Origin of the sequence: Clostridium gelidum, assembly GCF_019977655.1 — a bacterium.
GTDB lineage: Bacteria > Bacillota > Clostridia > Clostridiales > Clostridiaceae > Clostridium > Clostridium gelidum.
Genome location: NZ_AP024849.1, coordinates 5,776,349 through 5,797,376 on the forward strand (window position 1 = coordinate 5,776,349; position 21,028 = coordinate 5,797,376).

At 28.5% G+C, this 21,028-nt stretch carries 21 protein-coding genes and 1 other RNA gene; 7 read left to right on the forward strand and 15 right to left on the reverse strand.

Going from position 1 to position 21,028, the window contains the following annotated elements; all coding sequences use genetic code 11:
• Window positions 1-94: 94 nt before the first annotated feature.
• The gene (locus psyc5s11_RS26435; protein ID WP_224035416.1) at window positions 95-274 is read right to left on the reverse strand and encodes a hypothetical protein; all 180 of its coding nucleotides are present in this window, start codon (window positions 272-274) and stop codon (window positions 95-97) included.
• 436 nt (window positions 275-710) lie between these two features.
• Here psyc5s11_RS26435 and psyc5s11_RS26440 point away from each other — a divergent pair, with 436 nt between their 5' ends.
• Together psyc5s11_RS26440 and psyc5s11_RS26445 are read left to right on the forward strand one after the other, a co-directional pair.
• Window positions 711-1,274, forward strand: coding sequence for a sigma-70 family RNA polymerase sigma factor (locus psyc5s11_RS26440; RefSeq protein ID WP_224035417.1), 564 nt, complete (start codon window positions 711-713; stop codon window positions 1,272-1,274).
• Window positions 1,267-1,902 carry a hypothetical protein gene (locus psyc5s11_RS26445; RefSeq protein ID WP_224035418.1) on the forward strand — a complete coding sequence of 212 codons (636 nt, stop codon included), beginning with the start codon at window positions 1,267-1,269 and terminating at the stop codon, window positions 1,900-1,902. The genes psyc5s11_RS26440 and psyc5s11_RS26445 overlap by 8 nt, the downstream gene beginning before the upstream one ends.
• Before the next feature lie 99 nt (window positions 1,903-2,001).
• Here psyc5s11_RS26445 and psyc5s11_RS26450 read toward each other — a convergent pair whose 3' ends face one another.
• From psyc5s11_RS26450 to dnaX, 7 genes are all read right to left on the reverse strand, one after another.
• Window positions 2,002-4,038, reverse strand: coding sequence for a M13-type metalloendopeptidase (locus psyc5s11_RS26450; protein ID WP_224035419.1), 2,037 nt, complete (start codon window positions 4,036-4,038; stop codon window positions 2,002-2,004).
• Window positions 4,039-4,093: 55 nt separating this feature from the next.
• Window positions 4,094-5,416, reverse strand: a complete 1,323-nt coding sequence (locus tag psyc5s11_RS26455; protein WP_224035420.1) for a CHAP domain-containing protein — start codon at window positions 5,414-5,416, stop codon at window positions 4,094-4,096.
• Between the two features lie 499 nt (window positions 5,417-5,915).
• Window positions 5,916-6,185 (reverse strand): pro-sigmaK processing inhibitor BofA family protein, encoded by a 270-nt coding sequence (locus psyc5s11_RS26460; protein ID WP_224035421.1) that lies wholly within the window; start codon window positions 6,183-6,185, stop codon window positions 5,916-5,918.
• A gap of 21 nt (window positions 6,186-6,206) precedes the next feature.
• Complete coding sequence (locus psyc5s11_RS26465) at window positions 6,207-6,485, reverse strand: YaaL family protein (RefSeq protein ID WP_224035422.1); 279 nt, start codon at window positions 6,483-6,485, stop codon at window positions 6,207-6,209.
• A gap of 70 nt (window positions 6,486-6,555) precedes the next feature.
• Window positions 6,556-7,152: a recombination mediator RecR gene (gene recR, locus psyc5s11_RS26470; protein WP_224038271.1), complete on the reverse strand. Its 597-nt coding sequence runs from the start codon at window positions 7,150-7,152 to the stop codon at window positions 6,556-6,558.
• Window positions 7,153-7,292: 140 nt separating this feature from the next.
• On the reverse strand, window positions 7,293-7,634 hold the full coding sequence (locus psyc5s11_RS26475; protein WP_224035423.1) for a YbaB/EbfC family nucleoid-associated protein: 342 nt from the start codon (window positions 7,632-7,634) through the stop codon (window positions 7,293-7,295).
• Window positions 7,635-7,876: 242 nt separating this feature from the next.
• A complete protein-coding gene (dnaX, locus tag psyc5s11_RS26480) occupies window positions 7,877-9,529 on the reverse strand; it encodes a DNA polymerase III subunit gamma/tau (RefSeq protein WP_224035424.1) in 1,653 nt (550 codons plus the stop codon).
• Between the two features lie 144 nt (window positions 9,530-9,673).
• Here dnaX and psyc5s11_RS26485 point away from each other — a divergent pair, with 144 nt between their 5' ends.
• From psyc5s11_RS26485 to psyc5s11_RS26500, 4 genes are all read left to right on the forward strand, one after another.
• Window positions 9,674-10,213 (forward strand): Uma2 family endonuclease, encoded by a 540-nt coding sequence (locus psyc5s11_RS26485; protein WP_224035425.1) that lies wholly within the window; start codon window positions 9,674-9,676, stop codon window positions 10,211-10,213.
• Window positions 10,214-10,378: 165 nt separating this feature from the next.
• Window positions 10,379-11,170: a thymidylate synthase gene (locus tag psyc5s11_RS26490; RefSeq protein ID WP_224035426.1), complete on the forward strand. Its 792-nt coding sequence runs from the start codon at window positions 10,379-10,381 to the stop codon at window positions 11,168-11,170.
• A gap of 14 nt (window positions 11,171-11,184) precedes the next feature.
• Window positions 11,185-11,676: a dihydrofolate reductase gene (locus tag psyc5s11_RS26495; protein WP_224035427.1), complete on the forward strand. Its 492-nt coding sequence runs from the start codon at window positions 11,185-11,187 to the stop codon at window positions 11,674-11,676.
• Between the two features lie 26 nt (window positions 11,677-11,702).
• Window positions 11,703-12,587: a fumarylacetoacetate hydrolase family protein gene (locus psyc5s11_RS26500; RefSeq protein ID WP_224035428.1), complete on the forward strand. Its 885-nt coding sequence runs from the start codon at window positions 11,703-11,705 to the stop codon at window positions 12,585-12,587.
• Window positions 12,588-12,755: 168 nt separating this feature from the next.
• On the opposite strand, the gene ffs is transcribed toward psyc5s11_RS26500, so the two are convergent.
• The 6 genes from ffs to psyc5s11_RS26530 all read right to left on the reverse strand — a co-directional run bounded on the left by ffs (window position 12,756) and on the right by psyc5s11_RS26530 (window position 17,997).
• Window positions 12,756-13,022, reverse strand: an RNA gene (gene ffs / locus psyc5s11_RS26505) — signal recognition particle sRNA large type.
• A 404-nt stretch (window positions 13,023-13,426) separates the two neighbouring features.
• Window positions 13,427-14,689 carry a S41 family peptidase gene (locus psyc5s11_RS26510; protein ID WP_224035429.1) on the reverse strand — a complete coding sequence of 421 codons (1,263 nt, stop codon included), beginning with the start codon at window positions 14,687-14,689 and terminating at the stop codon, window positions 13,427-13,429.
• A 51-nt stretch (window positions 14,690-14,740) separates the two neighbouring features.
• Window positions 14,741-15,472 carry an ABC transporter permease gene (locus psyc5s11_RS26515; RefSeq protein WP_224035430.1) on the reverse strand — a complete coding sequence of 244 codons (732 nt, stop codon included), beginning with the start codon at window positions 15,470-15,472 and terminating at the stop codon, window positions 14,741-14,743.
• Between the two features lie 17 nt (window positions 15,473-15,489).
• A complete protein-coding gene (locus tag psyc5s11_RS26520; protein WP_224035431.1) occupies window positions 15,490-16,260 on the reverse strand; it encodes an ABC transporter permease in 771 nt (256 codons plus the stop codon).
• A gap of 59 nt (window positions 16,261-16,319) precedes the next feature.
• On the reverse strand, window positions 16,320-17,228 hold the full coding sequence (locus psyc5s11_RS26525; RefSeq protein ID WP_224035432.1) for an ABC transporter ATP-binding protein: 909 nt from the start codon (window positions 17,226-17,228) through the stop codon (window positions 16,320-16,322).
• A 217-nt stretch (window positions 17,229-17,445) separates the two neighbouring features.
• Window positions 17,446-17,997 (reverse strand): ferritin family protein, encoded by a 552-nt coding sequence (locus tag psyc5s11_RS26530; protein WP_224035433.1) that lies wholly within the window; start codon window positions 17,995-17,997, stop codon window positions 17,446-17,448.
• A 235-nt stretch (window positions 17,998-18,232) separates the two neighbouring features.
• On the opposite strand from psyc5s11_RS26530, the gene psyc5s11_RS26535 reads away from it, so the two are divergent.
• Window positions 18,233-19,957, forward strand: coding sequence for a HAMP domain-containing methyl-accepting chemotaxis protein (locus psyc5s11_RS26535; RefSeq protein ID WP_224035434.1), 1,725 nt, complete (start codon window positions 18,233-18,235; stop codon window positions 19,955-19,957).
• A 78-nt stretch (window positions 19,958-20,035) separates the two neighbouring features.
• Here the strand turns inward: psyc5s11_RS26535 and psyc5s11_RS26540 are convergent, their stop codons facing one another.
• Window positions 20,036-21,028, reverse strand: a complete 993-nt coding sequence (locus psyc5s11_RS26540; protein WP_224035435.1) for a sensor histidine kinase — start codon at window positions 21,026-21,028, stop codon at window positions 20,036-20,038.

The window sequence follows — 21,028 nt, forward strand, 5'->3', positions numbered from 1 at the left end:
TTTTTATGATTTTTTGATAATCAAAGGGGGGCTATTTCTATATAATAGAAATATATCCCCTAATTTTTTGTCATATTAATTTTTTATCTTATATTTAATTATCTTCATCATCAAAATATAATACTGATTCAGTTTCTCTACAATACTTAACACACATACATTGAGCTAATTTTCTTGGGCATTTATAACATAAACAAGTTAAATCTCCACCGTTACATTTTCCTTGTTTTATTTCTGTGCAATCTCCACAGTTTACTCCATTTCCTGCTGGCATAATAATCTCACTACTCCTTTAATTTTAGGCACATGAAAATAAATAACAAGTCCAAAGTTGCCATGAATATTTTTCATCAAGCAAGGAGACGAATTGCCCTCATAGCAGGCCTATTAGGTCAATTTGCCGACGTGAGCAGTGAACCCAAATCTATGATTTGGTGTGAATCGCTTACTCAGTGAGCGTAGCGAGTCGAGCTTCACTTATAATGGAAAATAGGCTGGCAAATGGACTTGATATTTTTTGATTGTGCCTTAATATACTAACTTAATATTAACTCAAAGCTCGTGAATGTCAAATTTATATAATAAAATTCCATATTAGTACGATTAAATTTATAATGAGAGAAAGATAAATTGTAAAATTATATATATGTCAGAAAACATAATAATTAAAACGTCTATAAAGTATAAATAAAAACAAGGAGGAACAATGTATGCTTGAAGCAGAATTAGTAAAAGGCCTAATATCTAAGGATGTAAAGGCTTTTCAAGAATTTGTTGATGTATATTCAACGGATATATTAAAAACAATTTCATATGTCTTAAAAGAATCTCAAGATAAAGATTATATTGACGAATGCTTTGATGATGTTATAATGCAAGTTTCTAAAAAGAGTGACACATTCAAATTTGAATGTCCTTTTAGAAATTGGGTTATGTGTATAGCTAAAAATAAATCATTAGATTATAAAAGAAAAATCAAAAAATATTACAATGAAGTAGAACTTAATGGACATATTAGTGAAAATAAGAGTGCAGAGGATGAATATCTAAAAGAAGAACTACCAACTGAAATTAATGACATTATAAATAGATTAGTTGAGACAGAAAAGACCTTATTTATTAAGAAATATGTATTAGATCTTTCAACAAAGGAATTATGTGAATATTATCTTATCAATGAAAATGTATTATATAAAAGATTAAGTAGACTGCGGGATAAACTGAAAAACCTATGGGGAAATAAGAACTGTAGAAGGGAGGATATTTATGAATAACAATGAATTTCTTTCACAAAGTGAAATAGATGAAATAGAAAAAATAGAAGTAAATAATGATATGTTAGAAAGAGCGAAAAAAAGACAGACGAATACACTCTGGAAAATGTTAATGGCTGATTTATTAAAAGATCTAAAAGAAAAATTAGATGCTAATGAAGAAATAGAATTTTATTTTGTAGGTAGAGACTATACAAGTGATTCAACAAGACTTGTATTTGCTGGATTTGGCTCTGCAATTGCTAATCCTATATTAGGATGGAGTTCTAATTGTATTTTGATAAGAACAAATAAAAGGTTTCTTTTAGCAGAGGTAACAGGTTATTTGCAATATTCTAATTATTTCGAGATAAAGCAAGAAGTACATTTATATAAAGAAAAGGAATATTTCTATTTGACAGTTGAACATATGAACGGACATAAAAGGACACTTCAATATGGTATTAAAAATTTTGATATTATTTTTGAATACTTAAAAGATAGTGTAAATATTATATTAGATAAAAAATTGAAATCTAAGTCACGACTAATACTTAAAATTATTTCCTCAATTGAAATTGCATTTGTTATATGGATATTGTATTTATTCATTTCTAATTGGAGTAATATCGTGCCAGGAAATAGATAACTTATAAGAACTACAATCTGAAATAGATAGCCTTTTAAAAAGGCTATCTATTATTTTTGCTAAATAGTTTTAAAGTATAACTATTATTGTCAAATTTCTTTACCAAATTCCAAGTCTATCTTCTGGCTTAACATACATACCATCTTTTTCTGTAATTCCATATGTGTCATAGAATTCTTGAAATTGTGGAAGCACTGCATTTACTCTAAATTTATTAGGTGAATGAACATCTATGCTTAGGGCATACTCCTCATATTCTTTAGTTGTTATTTGACGCCAAGTAGTTGCATAGCTTTCAAAAAATACCTTGTAATCAGGCTTGTCCATTTTGTTTAATATTTTCAAAAGACAAGATACGCCTCCAATATCAGCAATATTCTCCCCAACTGTAAGATAACCATTAATTTTTTCTCCTGGCAAAGCTTCTATTCCACCGTAAAAACCTGCTATTTTATAAGCTTTTTGTGTAAATTGCGCATAATCTTTTTCAGTCCACCAATTATTAAGATTTCCATCTGCATCATATTGTGCACCCGTATTATCAAATGCATGGCTAATTTCATGACCAATAATAGCGCCAATCCCACCTAGATTGACTTCTCTAGTTGCATTTAAATTATAAAAATGACCCTGGATAATTCCCCCTGGGATAATAATTGAATTTTCATTTGCACTATAATATGCATTAACTGTTTGAGGTTTAAAACCATTTTGTTTTTCATCCACTGGTTGGTTTATTCTGCTAAGCATCTCATTACTTTGAAAAATCCTTAAGTTCATAATATTTTGAAAAAGTGAACCTCCTTCTTCATAAGATTTAATACTTATTTTTGAATAGTTAACCCACTCTTTTGGATACCCTATTTGGACGTTTAATTTATCTAATTTATCAATAGCATTTTTCTTAGTTGATGAACTCATCCAATCAAGGTTTTGAATTTGTTTTTTATATGTTTCTACAATTTCTTTAGTTATGTTTTCCACATCTTCTTTTGTCTCTTTAGAAACATATCTTTCTGCATAAATCTTTCCAACAGCCATCCCCATCATAGAGCTTACTGTATCTACAGCATCTTCTTCTTTTGATACAGCTCCCTTTATTCCAAGTAGGTTACTTTCATATTCTTTATTAGCATTCTGAAAATCTTCATTTAAATAACCTGATGCAAAAATCAAATTAACCATTTCTATATAGTTCTTTATAAGAGGCAAATTTTCTTGTGTATATATTTTATTGAATGCCTCTAACCACCTCGGATCTTGTAAAACAATTTTATTTGCTTTATCTAAACCTAAAGAACTCATAATTGATGGTAAGTTTAAATTTGGCGCTAAATTATTAAGTTCATCTAAAGTATAAACATTGTAAACAGAATTAATTAAATTTGAAGTGGTTAATTTTTCTTGTTTGCCCATAATGGATGGTGCTATCATTCCTTCAAATTTAAACATATTATCTACTTTAATTTTTGCTTCATCTTGTGTATATCCGCTTAACACCAAAATTTTATTGAAAAAATCTTCTGTTAATTTTTTGTTTCTAACAGTACTCTCTATAGGATTAGTATATTCATCTGAATCTCCTAAACTAAGTCCTGTAGGTGCTATATACAATATGTTATTTGTAACATCATGTATATCTCTGTTTACAGAAAACTTTATTGTAGAATTTATTATTTCTTTATTAACCCATAACTTTGTAATATCATCTATTGTTTGTGATGCCTTAATTTCATCTAAAATTTTTCCAACTGGTTTTAATCCATCTTTATTTCTTGCTTCTATATTTAGTGTATTTTTATATACATTGATTATTTTCTTTTCGTCACTATTTTCCTTATATTTATCTTTATCAATTAATAATTGATTAATTATATCTTTTGTCTGATTTGTTACTTTTTTTTCAACATCATCAAAAGTAGAGGTCGTTGACTTTCCGTTTTCAATTTTTGCTGTATTAAGCCACTTACTATTTATTGCATCATAAAAATCATCTTGTGACCTTACGTTATTATTTGCGGTTTCGACATTAGATCCTATCTCAGATGCTATAACACTATTATACGATGATGGATACATCATTAATAGGAATACTAATATACTTGCTATCGCACCTAATCTCTTCATCTTTTTCATTGCTTAACCTCTCTTCTAGTATGATTTAGTAGCTTGGCGTCTATATTGTATTTAATTAAAAATTTGGTTTGTTTAAATAAATGTAACCATATAAGTAATTTGTTTCATATATTTCTCTATATTTGAAGACTACTCCATGCCACATAGACTCTGATATGTAAATTTTATTATCCTTTATCTTTTCAACAACTGCAACGTGTCCGCACCCTCCGGAATTCGGTAGGTTGGATTTCCATACTGCAATAGATCCAACCCTAGGTTCAGATCCATATTTATATTTGCCACTTTTCTTATTTGCTTCCCACCATTCATATGCATTACCTATAAAGCCTGCATCATTTGGTTTACTTCCAGTAATCTCCCAAGCGCGTCCCCATGCATACCATGTGCAATTACCTTTAATCAAATTTCCCCCACTAGAAAACGGCGGAGACAATTTTATTTTATAGAAAAGATTCTCATCTGAATAATAATGTTTATCACTCAAACTTGGTTCCGTATCCCTTATAGCATCTTTGCCTAATGAATCATCTTCTAGATCTATATTATTCGTAATAATAGGAGCAATCTCTGTATTAGATGTACTATTCGAATTTGTGCTAATATTTGAGTTTTTAGGCTTTTCAAAACTAATCCAAGTTGAACTTACCCATCCTTTTTTCTCATTTACCATTATAGGATAAAATCCATTTTTCTCAACATCTATAATTTTAATTTCTGCATTTTTAGCTACAGTTCCTATTATGTCCGAAGAAACTATTGCTTCTAATCTAACATTTAACGAGTCACTATTAGTGGTAACATATGCTGTACGCACTTTACTATCACCTTTATCACTTCCAGCATTTTTATCAACTTTCTCCTTTGTTTCGGTCTTTACATTACTTACATCTGTTGCTCCAGGTTGTATTCCTTGAATTGTTTCCTTGCCTTTTATCATTGCTCCGCTATCTGAAAAAGTGTAGACTTGTCCATCAATTCCAAGAGTTCCAGTTTCCATTTCACCGCCGGAATTAGTAAAATACCAAGTACCATTATCATCAATCCAACCAATACTCATTATTCCATCTTTATTAAAATGATACCACTTGCCATTAATCTGTTTCCAACCTATATCCATTACTCCACTGCTAGATAAGTTGTACCACTTTCCATTGTCATTAAACCAACCAGTAATCATTATTCCATTTTCATTAAAGTAATACCACTCTTTATCGATTTCTTTCCATCCAGTAGCCTTAACTCCATTTTCTATCCAATTCCAATTGTTTTTCGAATTATCAATCCATTTGGCCGAAACTGGCATACAATACATATTTGTTATTATTAAAGTTGTCATTCCTACGATTATTATGTTTTTGAGAAATTCCTTCTTCACTTCTTACTTTCCCCTTTTAATAAATTATTTCCTATAAGGGATGTTCAAAGAAATAACAAGTCAGTATGCTAGTCTATTTTGACTTGTTATTTTCTTTCACATCCCTAATTCATTTATCATTTGCAATTATGTTATCAATTTCATTTATATATGTATTCTACCATATGTGAGCTTATTTAAACATAATTTTAATGAAGAGTTCTCCCATAGTACAAACTAAGAATAATAAAAGTGCTTATTCATTAAACATAAAAAAATTCCTTTTTATGTTTTTAACAAATAAGCACTATTTTCACTACTATTGAATTTTGTAATATCTTAATTTTCTCCAAGAGAGGTGAAAGAAAATAACAAGTCAAAGATGCGATGTATATTTTGTGTCAAACAAGGAGCTAAGACTTGCTCATAGTAGGCTATTAGTAAGCCTTAGCGACGAAGTATGACGCAAAATAGACTAGCATACTAACTTGTTATTTTCTGGAATCTCCTTAACACTAGATTACAGAAACAGCCCTATTATTATTAATACAATAACACCAGGGACTCCGAAAAATCCTGCTATAAGAGCAGTAATTGGATTAATCGCTAATGAGAAGTTAGTATTTATACCAACTAAACCAAGATTTGCAATTATAAAATTTGCTACATATAATATAACAACTCCTATTATCCCATTTATGACTATTTTTATTGGCCACTTTAATAATTTTATTACCAGAAATAATACTACTATTCCTATCAATGCGTATATTAGAGATTGTCCATCCATGTTTAAGTTCCCCCATTTTGTTTATTCCGCAATTTTTATACTCTTTCCAATTATATAATCGTATCCTACACTTATTCCTATTTCCCTTGCTATCGCTAATAAATAATCATATCTTTTTCTCGCAACATTTTCTGAGTAAATTGCTACCTCTATCAATTTGTCATCGTTAACATTATTAAACATGCTACGTGCTACATTTATTTCCATCTTTGCAATTTCCATATCTTCCATTAATTTCACATACACATTTGTGCCATCAGTCTTATCCATCAGGTGCTCTACAATATTCTTTTTATTCATGTAAATCCCTCCAAAAACTTCTTGTTACTATTTTATCCATATTGAGGAAGGAATATACATATTTTTAATTTTAAAGTTCTTTTCTACCCTCTAGAGCTTTAGATAATGTAACTTCATCAGCATAATCTAAATCGCCGCCAACAGGTATTCCCGATGCAATTCTAGTTACCTTAATATCAAGAGGTTTAAGTACCTTGGATATATACATAGCAGTTGCTTCTCCTTCTATATTTGGATTAGTTGCTAATATTACTTCCTTTATGTCTTCACTCATTCTTGAAACAAGCTCTCTAATTCTAATATCTTGAGGTCCTCTTCCTTGCATTGGAGATATGTTTCCATGCAATACATGATATACACCATTATATTCTTTAACCTTTTCCATTGTCATAATATCCTTCGGTTGCTCTACAACGCATATAGTTCCCTTATCTCTATTAGGATTATCGCATAATGGACATGGATCTTTATCTGTAAAATTTCCACATATAGAACAATACTTAATTGTTCCTCTTGCTTTAACTAATGCATTTGCAAATGCTCTTACTTCATCATCTGGAAGATTCAAAATATATAATGTTAATCTTTGAGCTGTTTTTTGCCCTATACTTGGCAATTTAGCAAATTCCTCTATTAACCTTTCTATGGCTATTGGATAAAAATCCATCATAATTTTAACGTCTCCTTTTGTTAATTTTTTATATAAACCTTACAAACTTTAAAATTTCTATACTTTCATCGTATAATAAAAGCATACAGACTGAAGGATAAACCAACAATTCTGTATGCTAACTATCATCATTATTACTAGAATAATCCGCCTGGCATTCCACCTGTTAACTTACCCATTTTGTTTGCAGATTCTTCTTCTACTTTTCTTAATACTTCGTTAACTGCACTCATTATTAAGTCTTCAAGCATTTCTACATCATCTGCATCTACAACTTCTGGCTTTATATTAACTGCTGTTAATTGTTTTTTACCATTTATCTTTACTAATACAGCACCGCCACCTGATGATGCTTCAAACTCTTTCGTTTCAAGGTCCTTTTGCATATCTTCCATTTGCTTTTGCATTTTTTGCGCTTGTTTCATAAGATTATTCATATTTCCGCCACCGAAGCCGCCTGGAAATCCACCTTTTGCCATAAAAAAATCCTCCTCTTTCTTGAATCTCATTTCTTAATTATAAAACAACTTCTTGCAATTGACAATGTACAATTGACAATTAAAGATGAAAGCTCCCTGGAGAAAGTTCGAGGAACCAAATCTGAGATTCGGACTCTTACTTTTCCTTTGAAGTTTCTCAAAAATATATATTTTCAATGCCTGCAAGGCTTTGTTCCTTTATTGTACATTGTAAATTGTTAACTGTTAATTGTTAATTGCTATCATTCATCATATATTTCAAAGGGTACGCCTTCTATTGTTTGCTTTAATAATTCTTCTTTATTTTTATGTTCTTTATCTTTTTTTACCACATAATCTACTAATATTTTTTCATTTAGTACCTCAGAAAAGACAGTATTTACAATATCTCTATATTCTGATTTTTGTAATCTTTCTTTATTAAATGCATACATTGCTTCATATTCTAGCGTAACTACTCCATCCTTAAAACCATACGGTTTAGCTGTAACTATTGAAGCATAAACAATCATTGCTCTTTTTGCTTTAAATTTTTCTAATACTTCAGTCCATACTCTACCAATATCATCAAGAGTTAATGTAGAATTAGTATTTCCTTGGAAATTAACTTTATTACTATTATTGATATTATTTTTAGTTATAGTTTTTTTTATTTGATTTACCTCAATTGACGTATTATCTATTTTAGTATTTATAGAATTTACATTTTCATCCGTTGTTTCACCCTGAATGATTTGTATTTTTCCACTTTTTAATGATTCTTCAAGCTTATTTATTCTTGATAATATAACTTCATTTGAAGTATCATACTCAATTTTACACATTTTTATAATAGCAAGCTCCAAATATAATCTACTTTGTTTACTTGCTTTTGAATTCATCTCAGCATCTTGAAGTATTCTAATAGCTCTCATTATTTCTTCTACTCTTATTTTGTGACCTTGTTCCTTAATCATTGAAATATTCTCAAGGGACATATCTAAAACTTCTTCTGGATTATTTGTAACCTTAACCATGAGCAAATTTCTATAATGAGCTATTATATCTTTAATAAACAGTTGCATATCCTTACCTGAATAAACTAGCTTATCAATTATAATCATACATTTTTCAATGCTTCTATCTACAATTGCATAAGTTATGTCAAATAAATATTCGTTAGTTACAAGTCCTAATATACTAACTAAATCTTCATAATTAATTTGTTTTTCTCCCATAGCAATTGCTTGATCTAATATACTTACTGCATCTCTCAGTGCACCGTCACAAACCCTTGCAATTAAGTCCAAACTCTTTTGTTCATAATTTATATTTTGAGATTCAGTAATCTTTTTAAGTAGATTCGAAATCACTTTTTGATTTATTCTCTTAAAATCAAATCTTTGACATCTAGATAGAATTGTTATAGGCAATTTTTGAGGGTCTGTAGTTGCCAATATAAATATTACATTTTTAGGTGGCTCTTCTAAAGTCTTTAAAAATGCATTAACCGCGCCAACAGATAGCATATGAACTTCATCCATTATATATATTTTATATTTAGCTTCTTGTGGTGGGTATTTAGTATCATCTATAATATCTCTAATTTTATCAATGCCATTATTAGAAGCTGCATCAAGTTCTGTTACATCAATTGCTAATCCTTCATTTATCTTTATGCACATTTTGCACTTATTACATGGCTCTCCATTATGTAAATCAAGACAATTTACTGCCTTTGCCATTATTTTTGCAGTAGATGTTTTTCCTGTTCCTCTTGTTCCACAAAAAAGATAAGCATGTGCAATTCTATCATTTAGGATTTCATTTTTTAATGTTGTAGTTATGTGTTCTTGCCCAACAACATCTTCAAAAGTCCTTGGTCTCCATTCTCTGTATAGTGCTGTATAGCCCACGGGCTCTCACCTCTCTATTTTCCTTTGAATATAAACTTATTATACACCATTAAGCAAATAATTAGTATAAAAGCTTAATATTAGCGTATTACAATTATAACATATTATTTCTATGATATAATTATCTAAAAAGGAGTTGATACAATGCATTTAGAAAAGGATAAATTTTTTACTATAGAAGAATTTGAAAAGCTTCAGTACAAATATAAATACAATATAGAATTTATCAATGGAGATGTTATACTTCATTCTAAAACTTCAGTAAAACATAATGAAATAGTAAACAATATACAATTCAAATTAATGAGTTATTTTAATAATAGTAAATGCAAAGTATATACAGAACAAATAGAATTAAAATTTCATAACCTTCAAGATACAATAAATGTGTTTCCAGATGTTTTTGTAATGTGTGATGATGCTATAAAAAATGGAGAAAGCTTCGTATCCCCTCCAAAAATAATATTTGAAGTTGTTTCACCAAACTATTCTGGACATGATTATATAACTAAACTTCAAATATATCAAAAATATGGTGTATTAGAATATGTAATAGTTGAACAAACTGGAGAAATGATACAATACAATCTAGAATCTGGTGTATTTAAACCTTCAATAAACGAATCATATATTAGTAAAGTATTTGACGGATTAGTAATTAATATAGACGAAATAACAAAATAAATAATAAGACATTAAACATTTCAAAACTAAAAATGTTTAGTGTCTTATTATTTAGAATTCATATTAACTTTTTTTAATTTTGTTAACCCAATTTGTATGCTAAAATAGATAAAGAAAATATTATAATTTTAAATATAACTAATAAAATTGGAGGAATACATAAAAATGAGTATATATGATGATAAATACTTATCCATTGCTAATGACATATTAGAAAATGGATACTTTGATAACAATAGAACTGGAATGCCAACTTATAAATTGCCTCATCAAATCATGCAATTTAATTTAGAAAAAGAATTTCCTATACTAACAACAAAATTTGTAGCTTTTAAAACTGCTGTTAAAGAGCTTTTATGGATTTTTAAAGATCAATCAAATAGTGTAAAGGATCTTCAAGCACAAAACGTTAAGATCTGGGATGAATGGGAAATGGAAGATGGTACTATCGGAACTTCTTATGGTTTTATCGTTAAAAAGTTTAATCAAATCGATAATTTAATTGAGGCTTTAAAGAATAATCCTCAAGACAGAAGAATGATGCTTAATTTATGGCAAATACCCTATTTAGATGGTGGTGCATTGTATCCTTGTTGCTTCCTTACAATGTGGGATGTAACAGATGGTAAACTTAACTGCATGCTTGTACAAAGAAGTGGTGATTGGCCACTTGGAGTTCCATTTAATACAAGTCAATATGCAGTACTAGTTCATTTATTAGCTCAAGTTACTGGACTTAAGCCTGGGTTATTTACTCATGTTATAAACAATGCTCATATATATGAAAATCAAATTGAAGGAATGAAACTTCAATTAACAAGAAAAAATGATGCATATACTGCACCAAAGCTTTGGATTAATCCTGAAGTTAAAGATTTCTATGATTTTACGCCAGATGATATAAAACTTGAAGATTATGAACATCATGAATCAATCAAGATGGAAGTATCAGTATAAAGGAGGAATATTAAATGATATCAATAAGTGTTGCTGTTGCAAAAGATAATGTTATTGGAAAAGATAATAAATTACTATGGCATCTTTCAGAGGATTTAAAAAGATTTAAGAATAATACTTCTAACAAGAAAATGATTATGGGAAGAAAGACATTTGAATCATTACCTGGAATTTTGCCAAATAGAGAACATATCGTTATAACTAGAGATAGAAGCTTTAAGGTTGATTCAGATAAAGTAACTATAGTTCATGATTTAAATTCATTGCTTGAAAAGTATTCAAAATGTGAAGATGAAATCTTTGTAATTGGTGGTGCAGAAATTTACAAGCAACTTCTCCCTTATACACAAAAAATCTATCTAACTAAAATAGATGAAACTTTTGAAGGGGATACATATTTCCCTGAAATTAATTATGATGAATTCAAAACAGAATATACATCAGATCAATTAATAGATGAAAAAAATGGACTTCATTATACTTTTGTAGATTTAGTAAGAATTTAGCAATAACTTAATAAACGGGGGTTAATATGAAAATTATAACTTTTAAGTATGAAGATAAAGAACAAGTTGGAATTTTAACTAAGAATGAGCAAGGAGTTTATCCGATAAAAGCTCTTGGTATAAATTATGAAACCATGAATGATTTAATAGAAAACATAACAGATAAAGAAATGAAAACATTGCAAATAGCACTTGAAAAAGATACTAAAGAAGTTATTTCTATTAATGATGTGTGTAAGATGGCTCCAATACCTAACCCTAAGCAAGATATTATTTGTTTAGGTATAAATTACATGGCTCATGCAGTAGAATCTGCAAGATATAAGAAAGAAGCTTTTGGAGGAGATAGACCATATGCAGTTTATTTTTCAAAAAGAGTAAATCTTGCAACGGGTGATGGAGATTATATACCTAGCTATGCAGAACTTGTTGATAGCTTAGATTATGAAGCAGAATTAGCAGTGATAATTAAAAAAGATGCTAAAAATGTAGCTAAAGAAGATGCTTATGACTATGTCTTTGGATATACCATTATAAATGATGTTAGTGCAAGAAATTTGCAAACAAGACATAAGCAATGGTACTTTGGTAAAAGCTTAGATGGTTTTACTCCAATGGGTCCTTCCATTGTTACTAAAGACGAATTTGTAAATCCACCAGTACTTCAAATATGTTCTAGAGTTAATGGAGAGTTAAGACAAAATAGTAAAACTGATCTTATGATCACTTCTATTGAAGATGTAATTCATGAATTATCTCAAGGAGTTACTTTAAAGGCTGGAACCATTATTGCAATGGGAACTCCTGCTGGTGTAGGTATGGGCTTTGACCCACCTAGATTTTTAAAAGCTGCAGATGTAGTAGAATGTGAAATTGAAGGTATCGGTTGCCTTAGAAATACTGTTAAGTGACAAATGTGAGTCTAAGTTCATTAAAAAAGAAAAGAAAATGAGGGTATTTCATAAATGAAATACCCTCATTTTCTTATCCTATTGCGTGACCTATTCTGTGTCCTATGTTAATCCTATTGAAGAATAACCTAATTTAAATTCTTAATTGTAATTAAACATTAAAATAAACCATGCACCTCGCGTTGATATTAGTTCTCTATACGTTACTTCTGCAGTTAGCTCAGACCAGATTGATCCACGGCACATGAAAGGATCCACTTATCGCTGCTTCCTTCCGGATCTGACGAGGTTCACGGACTTTCATTGCGTGGGACCCAGTCCTCAACACCACTTACAAAAGTCAGACTATAGATTGCTAATACCTAAGCGAGGAATTAAATCCTGCTATAGCGGATTGCAGGTTACAGGGCACCGCTGACTCCCCATCTAGCATGGCAATGGTGGAATGCTGAGGGTTTGAACCTCTAGACTTTCATCAAAGAAAATCTCCGTCCCCATTGTGGACGCCAAACCATGTTAATCATTGCTTCTATTTTAATTCAAAAATTTTATTTAATAATATTGTTATGCATTAATATCTTGTGGAATATAAATTCCCCACTGATTAATGGCTTTTATTAACCGCCATTTTTGATACTTGTTAATGATAACATATAAAATTCTCAAATTCAAGGATATTCTTTTAGGCTTTATATTAAATTTATTCCATCCTTGGATATTGGTTAAGAATATGCAATCCCAAATATTAAACTGGAAATAATAATAGAGATTCATATTCCTTTTTTACTTTTTAATATTGCATAGATAATTGCTTATCTAGATTGTATCCTTTATTTTAATCACTCACTATTTCTTCCTATAATATAATCTAAAACAGGATCTTTCTTATTTACATAATCATCTATTGATATTTCAATTACCTTATCAGGCATAAATGAATCACTTTCATCATCACATAGTCTGCAATATTCTGTAGAATATTGCACAGTTAACTTTGAATTAGGAAGTTCAAAGCTTTTAGCCACTCCATAATGATTAGGTTTCCCACTAGTTGCTTGTCCAACAAAAGTAGCATTAGTTTCTTCTCTCCATTTAACTGCATCAAGAATAGGTGCAGAAAAAGTCCCCCTTCCAACTATAACAAAGAAATTATTTTTATTATTTATTTTATTATTCTTTATTCCTTCTATAATGGCATTTAACTTATTTTGCCCTCCACCAGGATTATCTCTCATATCAATTACAAACTTATCTACTTTATTATTATCTATAAAGTTCAAAATTTCATTAGTGAAATCACTCAGCTTTCCAGCTTCATCCTGCTCGTCGCATGCATTATATTTGATATACAAAACCTTATCTTTTTCTAAATATTTATACCAATAATTTAAATCAGCGTTTTGCATATATAATGGATAAGATTCATCATATTCGTTATTTATGATCAATTTTAAATCGTTGTCAACAGTACAATCTACTGATTGTATATTTAAATCAAATATCTTTTCATTTCTATCTTCAAATGTAAAAATAGCATCTTTATCTATATCATCTACTATTTTAACTCCATGAAGAATTTCTGGTCTAAATAAGTAATTAGGCAAAACCTTTTTTATAGTTTCTTCATTTTCATTAGCAATCAAAGGTGAAAGTCTATTTTCAATGGATTTTATATCTTGTCCATTTATTTTTATTAACTTACAATTTAAGGCTTCTTTATATTCATCTATTGTATCTATTGTATATACACCATCTTTAAAATAATAAAACTGGAACGGGTATGACCTTGAAAACTTCTTAATAACTTTTGTATGTCCATCCCCTACTGATCCAACTATCTTATAAATTCCATCTATAATTTCATCATCATTTAAATTATCCACGGAATTTTTCAAATCATCTATATCTTTATTAAACTGCTCTTCACTAATTTTGAAAAATAAATTCGCATGTTTTTTAGGTAATGCAGCTTGTAAGTAATCTAAGTCTTTTTTCCATTTAGCATTTCTATCTCCACCTAAATACTGTGTTTCACATCCAGTAGTAAGTAGTATTAGAAAAGTTAAAATAAAACATATACTAATCTTTATAATTTTTTTCATTTTAAACTCCTTAATATAAAATTTCAGTTATCTTAAAATATAATCAGCTTTTTAAATAATGTCATCTTTATTATACTGATAAATGCAGATAATCATTGATATAATAAAGCATGACATCCCACTAATTACACTATAGTTTAAGTCAGTCAAATTGGGCCAATATAATTTTTTAATAAAGTTATAAGGTACTGCTAAAGGAAAATGCTTAGCAATTAAAAAATCACTTTCTCCTATAACGTTTGTCACTATTGTCCCTACTACTCCATATACTACTGGCAACATGATATTCTTGCCTATATTCGTAATTAATATAGGAATCGGAATTAATAGAAACTGAAAAATTAAAGAATATATATTATATTTTATATGGCTAATTATAAAAGTGTGTTCAGGTAATGTATGGTATAAAACATAATATCCTAAATATATAGAAATAATTTCAACTAAATAAACTAACGAAATTAATATATCTATAGTTATCAATTTGCCTATAAAAATTTTAATTCTAGATATTGGATACGTATATAATATGCTTGAAGTTTTATCCGTAAACTCTCTAGAAAATACATATCCAACTATCAAAGAAAATAAAATTATATATAATAATAATAAATTTATATGTTCCGTGTTAGATGAATAACTTTCAAATGTTCGTACTCTCTCCTCACTTACTAATATAACTAAATTCATTAGTATTGACATAAACATTCCACCAATTAAAACCACATAAATTATATAAGATTTTTTTAACTTTAAAAGTTCACAATATATTATATTTAACAAATAAATCCCTCCACACCTTAATTTATATCTGCATTACTACAGTGATAAATACATAAAAACATAAATACACCAAAAGTAATTACTGCACTTCCACTTGTTATAACAAAATCAATTGGATCTCCCATATGATAATGGTAAAATGGTAAAGATGGTAACAATAAAGGACAGAATTGACCATATATGCTCCCCTTTATTGTAATTCCCATTAATAACATCTCTATTACAGCCCCTAAGACTCCATACACAATTGGAAATATAATGTTTTTAGTAATATTTGCAATTAATACAGGTATAGGTATTAATAAAAATTGTAATAGTACAGAATACAGATTTACTTTCATATCATTACTAATAAACTCTGCTGAAGGTAATTCCCCCCATGCTATATACAAGCTTAAGTATGTAGTTATAAATTGAATTATATATACAAATAATATTAATATATATATTGTAATAAACTTGCCAATAAATATTTTGATTTTACTAATTGGATAAGTATACAAGATATTTGATGTTTTATCTGTAAACTCTCTTGAAAAAATATAAGCAGCTATTAAAGAAAAAATAATAATATATGTAAATTGAAATGACATCACCTCTATATTTCCTATATAGCTTTTTAAAAAAGGTTCTATTGACACTTGTTGAATTTCATTATAATGCTCTGCCACAGTTCCTATAGCTCCTACAAACTGAACACCTGGCATTAAAACTCCACCAATTAAAGCTATTATAAAAATAAACGACTTTCTAAGCTTTATAAATTCTGAATATATTATGTTAAACATTAATCACCCTCCTAATCATAAATATTATAAATACGTAACTTTATCGAATATTCTGCTTTCTATTTTCCAGTAAGTCTTAAGAAATAATCCTCTAAGCTATCCACTTTCACGCAAAGTTCATCTATGCATATATCATTTGAAACTAATATGTTATTTATTTTTGAAGCCTGCTGCAGATTTTCATAGACTCTCAAATTATTTTTTTCCCATACTACAAAATCTTTTATATTAAGTTTTTGTTCCAATATAATTGAAGCTTTCTTATCATCATTAACTTTTATATTAATGTAATGTCTATTTCTTTTTTGCAATTCTTCATACTCTATTTCTTCAAGCAATTTTCCTTTATGAATTATTCCTATTTTAGTTGCCATCTGCTGAATTTCACTTAATATATGACTTGATATTAGAAATGTAATTCCTTGAGTATGGCATAAATCTAAAATTAATTCTCTAATCTCTTTTATTCCACTTGGATCAAGACCATTAGTAGGCTCGTCCAAAATCAAAAATTCAGGATGATGTAAAATAGCTCTAGCTATTCCAAGTCTTTGTTTCATGCCAAGAGAAAATTCCTTCACTTTTTTATCTTTTACATCTTGTATTCCTGTTATTTTCAAAGAATCCATTATACAATTTTTATCTTGCATCCCCATCATTCTTCTATGTATCTCCAAGTTTTCTCCTGCTGTTAAATTAGGATAAAAACCTGGATACTCTATCATAGAACCAATTCTTTGTAGTAAATTTCTATTTTGTTTTGATGCTTTTTCAGAAAATAATTCTATTTCACCAGAAGTCTCTTTCATAAGGCCCATGATCATTCTTATAGTAGTTGTTTTACCCGCACCATTTTCTCCAAGAAAACCATATATGTCACCTTGTTTAATATTCATATTTAAATCTTTAACTGCTGAAAAATTCTTAAAATTTTTAGTTAAATTATAAGTTTTTAAAATATACTCCATTTTTATTCCTCCATAATTTTTTATATTTACAATTATTCATTAATCATACTTGTTCCATTATAAATATTGTTTATTTTGCCAGCCTATATGTCCTATGGCTAATAACTATGCTTGCAACGCACAAAAGGACTATGTATATAACTATATAACATAATCCTTACAACACTTTTACCGTGTTCTTACAAATTCCTTAACTTTTAAAATATTTTCATGTGCCTTATTTTTCAACCAGAATAATGTGTTCTTTCTCTACATCTGCTAACGCCTCAAAAATTTTAAATAAATTAGCATCATCAACTTCATTCTTATACTTTTCATAAAAGGACACAGCATGCTCTTCCTTTTGCTTTGCTAATTCTAAAAGCGCATTATCATTATCATATTTATCATAATTTACTTTATTTAAATTTGGAGTTTTAGTAAATCCACCTAGTCTCTGATGTATTTTTGAATGAAATATTTCTATTTTTGCTAATGCTTCAAATGTTTTTTTAACTTCTTGACTCTTTGCCATCTTTGTTGCCATATTGTAAAAATCACCATTAAAAAGTTCAAGTTTAACAGCATGATCTAGAATTTTTAAAGCATTCTCGCTAAGTAAATTACTTTCTACTGCAATAATTTCATCATCTTCACCTAAGTATCTCTCACTCACACCACAAAATGGGCAATATATGATATTATTTATAGAATTCTTATTATTAAAAGCTGCTTCATTAAAATTATAATTTTTTTCATTTATTTCCACTCCACATATGTTGCACTTCAAATAATTCACCCCTTTAAATTTTATATATATTTTAACATATTTTCTACACAGATGGTTATCTTGATTTTAATCACTTTATATTTTACAAAATTCACCTTTTTAATTAACCACATAAAAAAATATTCTACCATATAGTACATTATTATTTAACTTTTACGAATATAATATAAGATGGTAATTTAGAATTTAAATCAATACGATATTATCTTTTACCATATACGAGGAGGATTAATAAATGTTCAAAAATCTTAAAATTTTTTACAAAATAACACTTTTATCAATAATATTATTATTATTCGCTTTTATTATCGGTTCTACCGGCTATTATTTTACTCAACACTCAAATACTAACTTGTCTAAAATGTATAATGATGATATGAAAGCAATAAATCTAATGGATGATGTGAGGCTTCAAGCACGAACTTGTCAATATGATTTACTTAACTTAACTTTAAATAATGGTAACTTAGAAAATCAAAAAAAGTTTTCAGACGAAATGGATACAAAATTGAAAGGGATAGCCACTAATATTACTGCATATAAAGCATTGAATTTAGGTAAAGATGAACAAGATGCTGCTACCAATCTTGAAGGAAACTTAGGAGAATATAATAAAGTTTGTACAAAAATAAGAGAGATGTGTTCAACTGGAAATGTTAAAGCTGAAGATATATATGATTATATTTCTAGTAATGAACAAACTTTAGATGGGTATCGAAGTGTTGCTAATGCTTTGTTAAAATCTCATTTGGCCAAAGCTGATGCTACATATTCACAGACAGAAAATGCCAACAAAGAATCTATAAAAATACTTTTAACTATTTTAATTATAGCTATAATTCTTGGCATAATACTTACAATATTAATAGTAAAACCAATTACGCTTTCATTAAAAACTGCAACAAATTATTTAGGCATAGTTGCAACTGGAGATTTTACTAAGGATATTTCGTCTAATTTATTAAATAAAAAGGATGAAATTGGTGAAATGCTACGTGCTTTAGATAAAATGCAAAGATCAATAAGAGAAGCTTTAGCATCAGTAATTAATGAATCATCTAATATTGAGAACCTGATTAATAATACTGAAGATAGTATGTCAAAATTATCTTTTCATATTCAAGATGTATCTGCTACAACAGAACAACTTTCAGCTGGAATGGAAGAAACTGCTGCCTCCACTGAAGAAATGAATGCCACCTCAACAGAAATACAAAATACTATTGAAAGCATTGCCTCTAAGGCAAAGAAAAGTGCTCTATCATCAAATGACATAAGTAATCGAGCAAATGAAATAAAAGCTACTGCAATCACTTCTCAAAAAAATGCAGATGAAATCTATTCATCAACTAATATAAATCTAAGGGATGCAATAGAAAAGTCAAAAGCAGTTGAACAAATTAAAGTACTATCCGATTCTATATTACAGATTACATCTCAAACAAATCTTCTTGCCTTAAATGCTGCTATAGAAGCTGCTAGAGCTGGCGAGGCTGGAAAAAGTTTTGCAGTAGTAGCAGATGAAATAAGAAAACTTGCAGAAGACTCAGCGAATACTGTAAATGAAATACAAAATGTAACTGAAATAGTCTTAACTTCAGTGGCAAATCTTGCAACAAGTTCCCGTGAAATATTAGAATTTGTTGATAAACGTGTAAAAAATGACTATATTTCAATGGTAGAAACAGGTGAAAAGTACAATAAGGATGCTGACGATATTTATAATTTATCTACTGATTTTAGTATGTCAACACAACAAATAGGAGAGCTTATGCGAAATATTGTAGAATCACTAAATGGAATAACTTTAGCAACCAATGAAGGCGCAGAAGGAACTTCCACTATAGCAGAAAAAACAACCGATGTAGTTGAAATGGCAAGCGATATAACAACACAAACACACTCTATTAAAGACAGTATTAATAACCTATCCGAATTTGTATCTAAATTTAAGATATAATATTTTAACCACCTTTAAGGCACAATCAAAAAAAATAGCAAGATCACTGTGTTTGCCTATTTTCTTTTTGAAGGTGCCTTATTTTAATTTTTTAGGAAGTGTAAAGGTAAATACCGTCTTTTCAAAAGGAATACTGTATACAGAAATACTTCCATCTAGAGCTTGCACTAATTTCTTTACTATAGTAAGCCCAAGGCCACTACTCCTTAACTCTAATTTTCTAGACTTCTCCACAGTATATAATCTATCAAATACATAATTTATTTCAGCTTCTGGTATCCCAATACCATTATCATATATATCTATAAAAATATTTTTTTCATCACAATTTAAGCTAATTCCAATTACTGTAGCTTTTGAGCCATGTTTTAATGTATTACTTATTAAATTACTTAATATCCTATTTAATGCTTTTTCATCAGAAATCGCATAAATATCTTCTTTGGGAATACTTATCTTAGGTTCTATATTAAGCTTTTTTATTTCATTGAAAAAAGAAATAATATTTTCTCTTATAATTTCAGATATATTAACTTCTTTGATTTCTAATTTAATATCATTTGAGTCTAACTTAGAAATTTGAAAAAATTCCTCCATTAAATTGTATAAATAATTTCCTTTACTATAAACTATTTTTAAGTATTCTTCCTTTTGTTCCTCACTTAATTTATTACTATCTAAGATTTCATCCTTATCTAAAGTATTGTTATCATTTAAAACTTGATTATTATTTAAAATATTATCATCAAGTATAAGTTCCATGTATCCAAGCATTGAAGTTAGTGGTGTTCTAAGATCATGTGATATATTAGATATCATCTTTTTTCTAGATTCTTCACTTATTTTATTATCTTCATTTATCTTTTGAAGTCTTTCAATTATACTATTGATCTTTATACTTAATATATTTATAGGCTTTATATGATTTTGTAGCCTTATTCTTTGATTAAAATTTCCTTGTAATACTTCATCTAGTGTTTTGAATATGTAATTCAACTTTTTATATGAAGATACTATTATTATTGTAATAATTAAAATTATAGCTATTAAAATATAATTTAATGTATTCAT

Bases quoted from the DNA above. Each gene is read 5' to 3' on its own strand.
- psyc5s11_RS26435 (WP_224035416.1), bottom strand. From the start codon at position 274: ATGCCAGCAGGAAATGGAGTAAACTGTGGAGATTGCACAGAAATAAAA.
- psyc5s11_RS26440 (WP_224035417.1), top strand. From the start codon at position 711: ATGCTTGAAGCAGAATTAGTAAAAGGCCTAATATCTAAGGATGTAAAG.
- psyc5s11_RS26445 (WP_224035418.1), top strand. From the start codon at position 1,267: ATGAATAACAATGAATTTCTTTCACAAAGTGAAATAGATGAAATAGAA.
- psyc5s11_RS26450 (WP_224035419.1), bottom strand. From the start codon at position 4,038: ATGAAAAAGATGAAGAGATTAGGTGCGATAGCAAGTATATTAGTATTC.
- psyc5s11_RS26460 (WP_224035421.1), bottom strand. From the start codon at position 6,185: ATGGATGGACAATCTCTAATATACGCATTGATAGGAATAGTAGTATTA.
- psyc5s11_RS26465 (WP_224035422.1), bottom strand. From the start codon at position 6,485: ATGAATAAAAAGAATATTGTAGAGCACCTGATGGATAAGACTGATGGC.
- recR (WP_224038271.1), bottom strand. From the start codon at position 7,152: ATGGATTTTTATCCAATAGCCATAGAAAGGTTAATAGAGGAATTTGCT.
- psyc5s11_RS26475 (WP_224035423.1), bottom strand. From the start codon at position 7,634: ATGGCAAAAGGTGGATTTCCAGGCGGCTTCGGTGGCGGAAATATGAAT.
- psyc5s11_RS26485 (WP_224035425.1), top strand. From the start codon at position 9,674: ATGCATTTAGAAAAGGATAAATTTTTTACTATAGAAGAATTTGAAAAG.
- psyc5s11_RS26490 (WP_224035426.1), top strand. From the start codon at position 10,379: ATGAGTATATATGATGATAAATACTTATCCATTGCTAATGACATATTA.
- psyc5s11_RS26495 (WP_224035427.1), top strand. From the start codon at position 11,185: ATGATATCAATAAGTGTTGCTGTTGCAAAAGATAATGTTATTGGAAAA.
- psyc5s11_RS26500 (WP_224035428.1), top strand. From the start codon at position 11,703: ATGAAAATTATAACTTTTAAGTATGAAGATAAAGAACAAGTTGGAATT.
- psyc5s11_RS26510 (WP_224035429.1), bottom strand. From the start codon at position 14,689: ATGAAAAAAATTATAAAGATTAGTATATGTTTTATTTTAACTTTTCTA.
- psyc5s11_RS26520 (WP_224035431.1), bottom strand. From the start codon at position 16,260: ATGTTTAACATAATATATTCAGAATTTATAAAGCTTAGAAAGTCGTTT.
- psyc5s11_RS26525 (WP_224035432.1), bottom strand. From the start codon at position 17,228: ATGGAGTATATTTTAAAAACTTATAATTTAACTAAAAATTTTAAGAAT.
- psyc5s11_RS26535 (WP_224035434.1), top strand. From the start codon at position 18,233: ATGTTCAAAAATCTTAAAATTTTTTACAAAATAACACTTTTATCAATA.
- psyc5s11_RS26540 (WP_224035435.1), bottom strand. From the start codon at position 21,028: ATGAATACATTAAATTATATTTTAATAGCTATAATTTTAATTATTACA.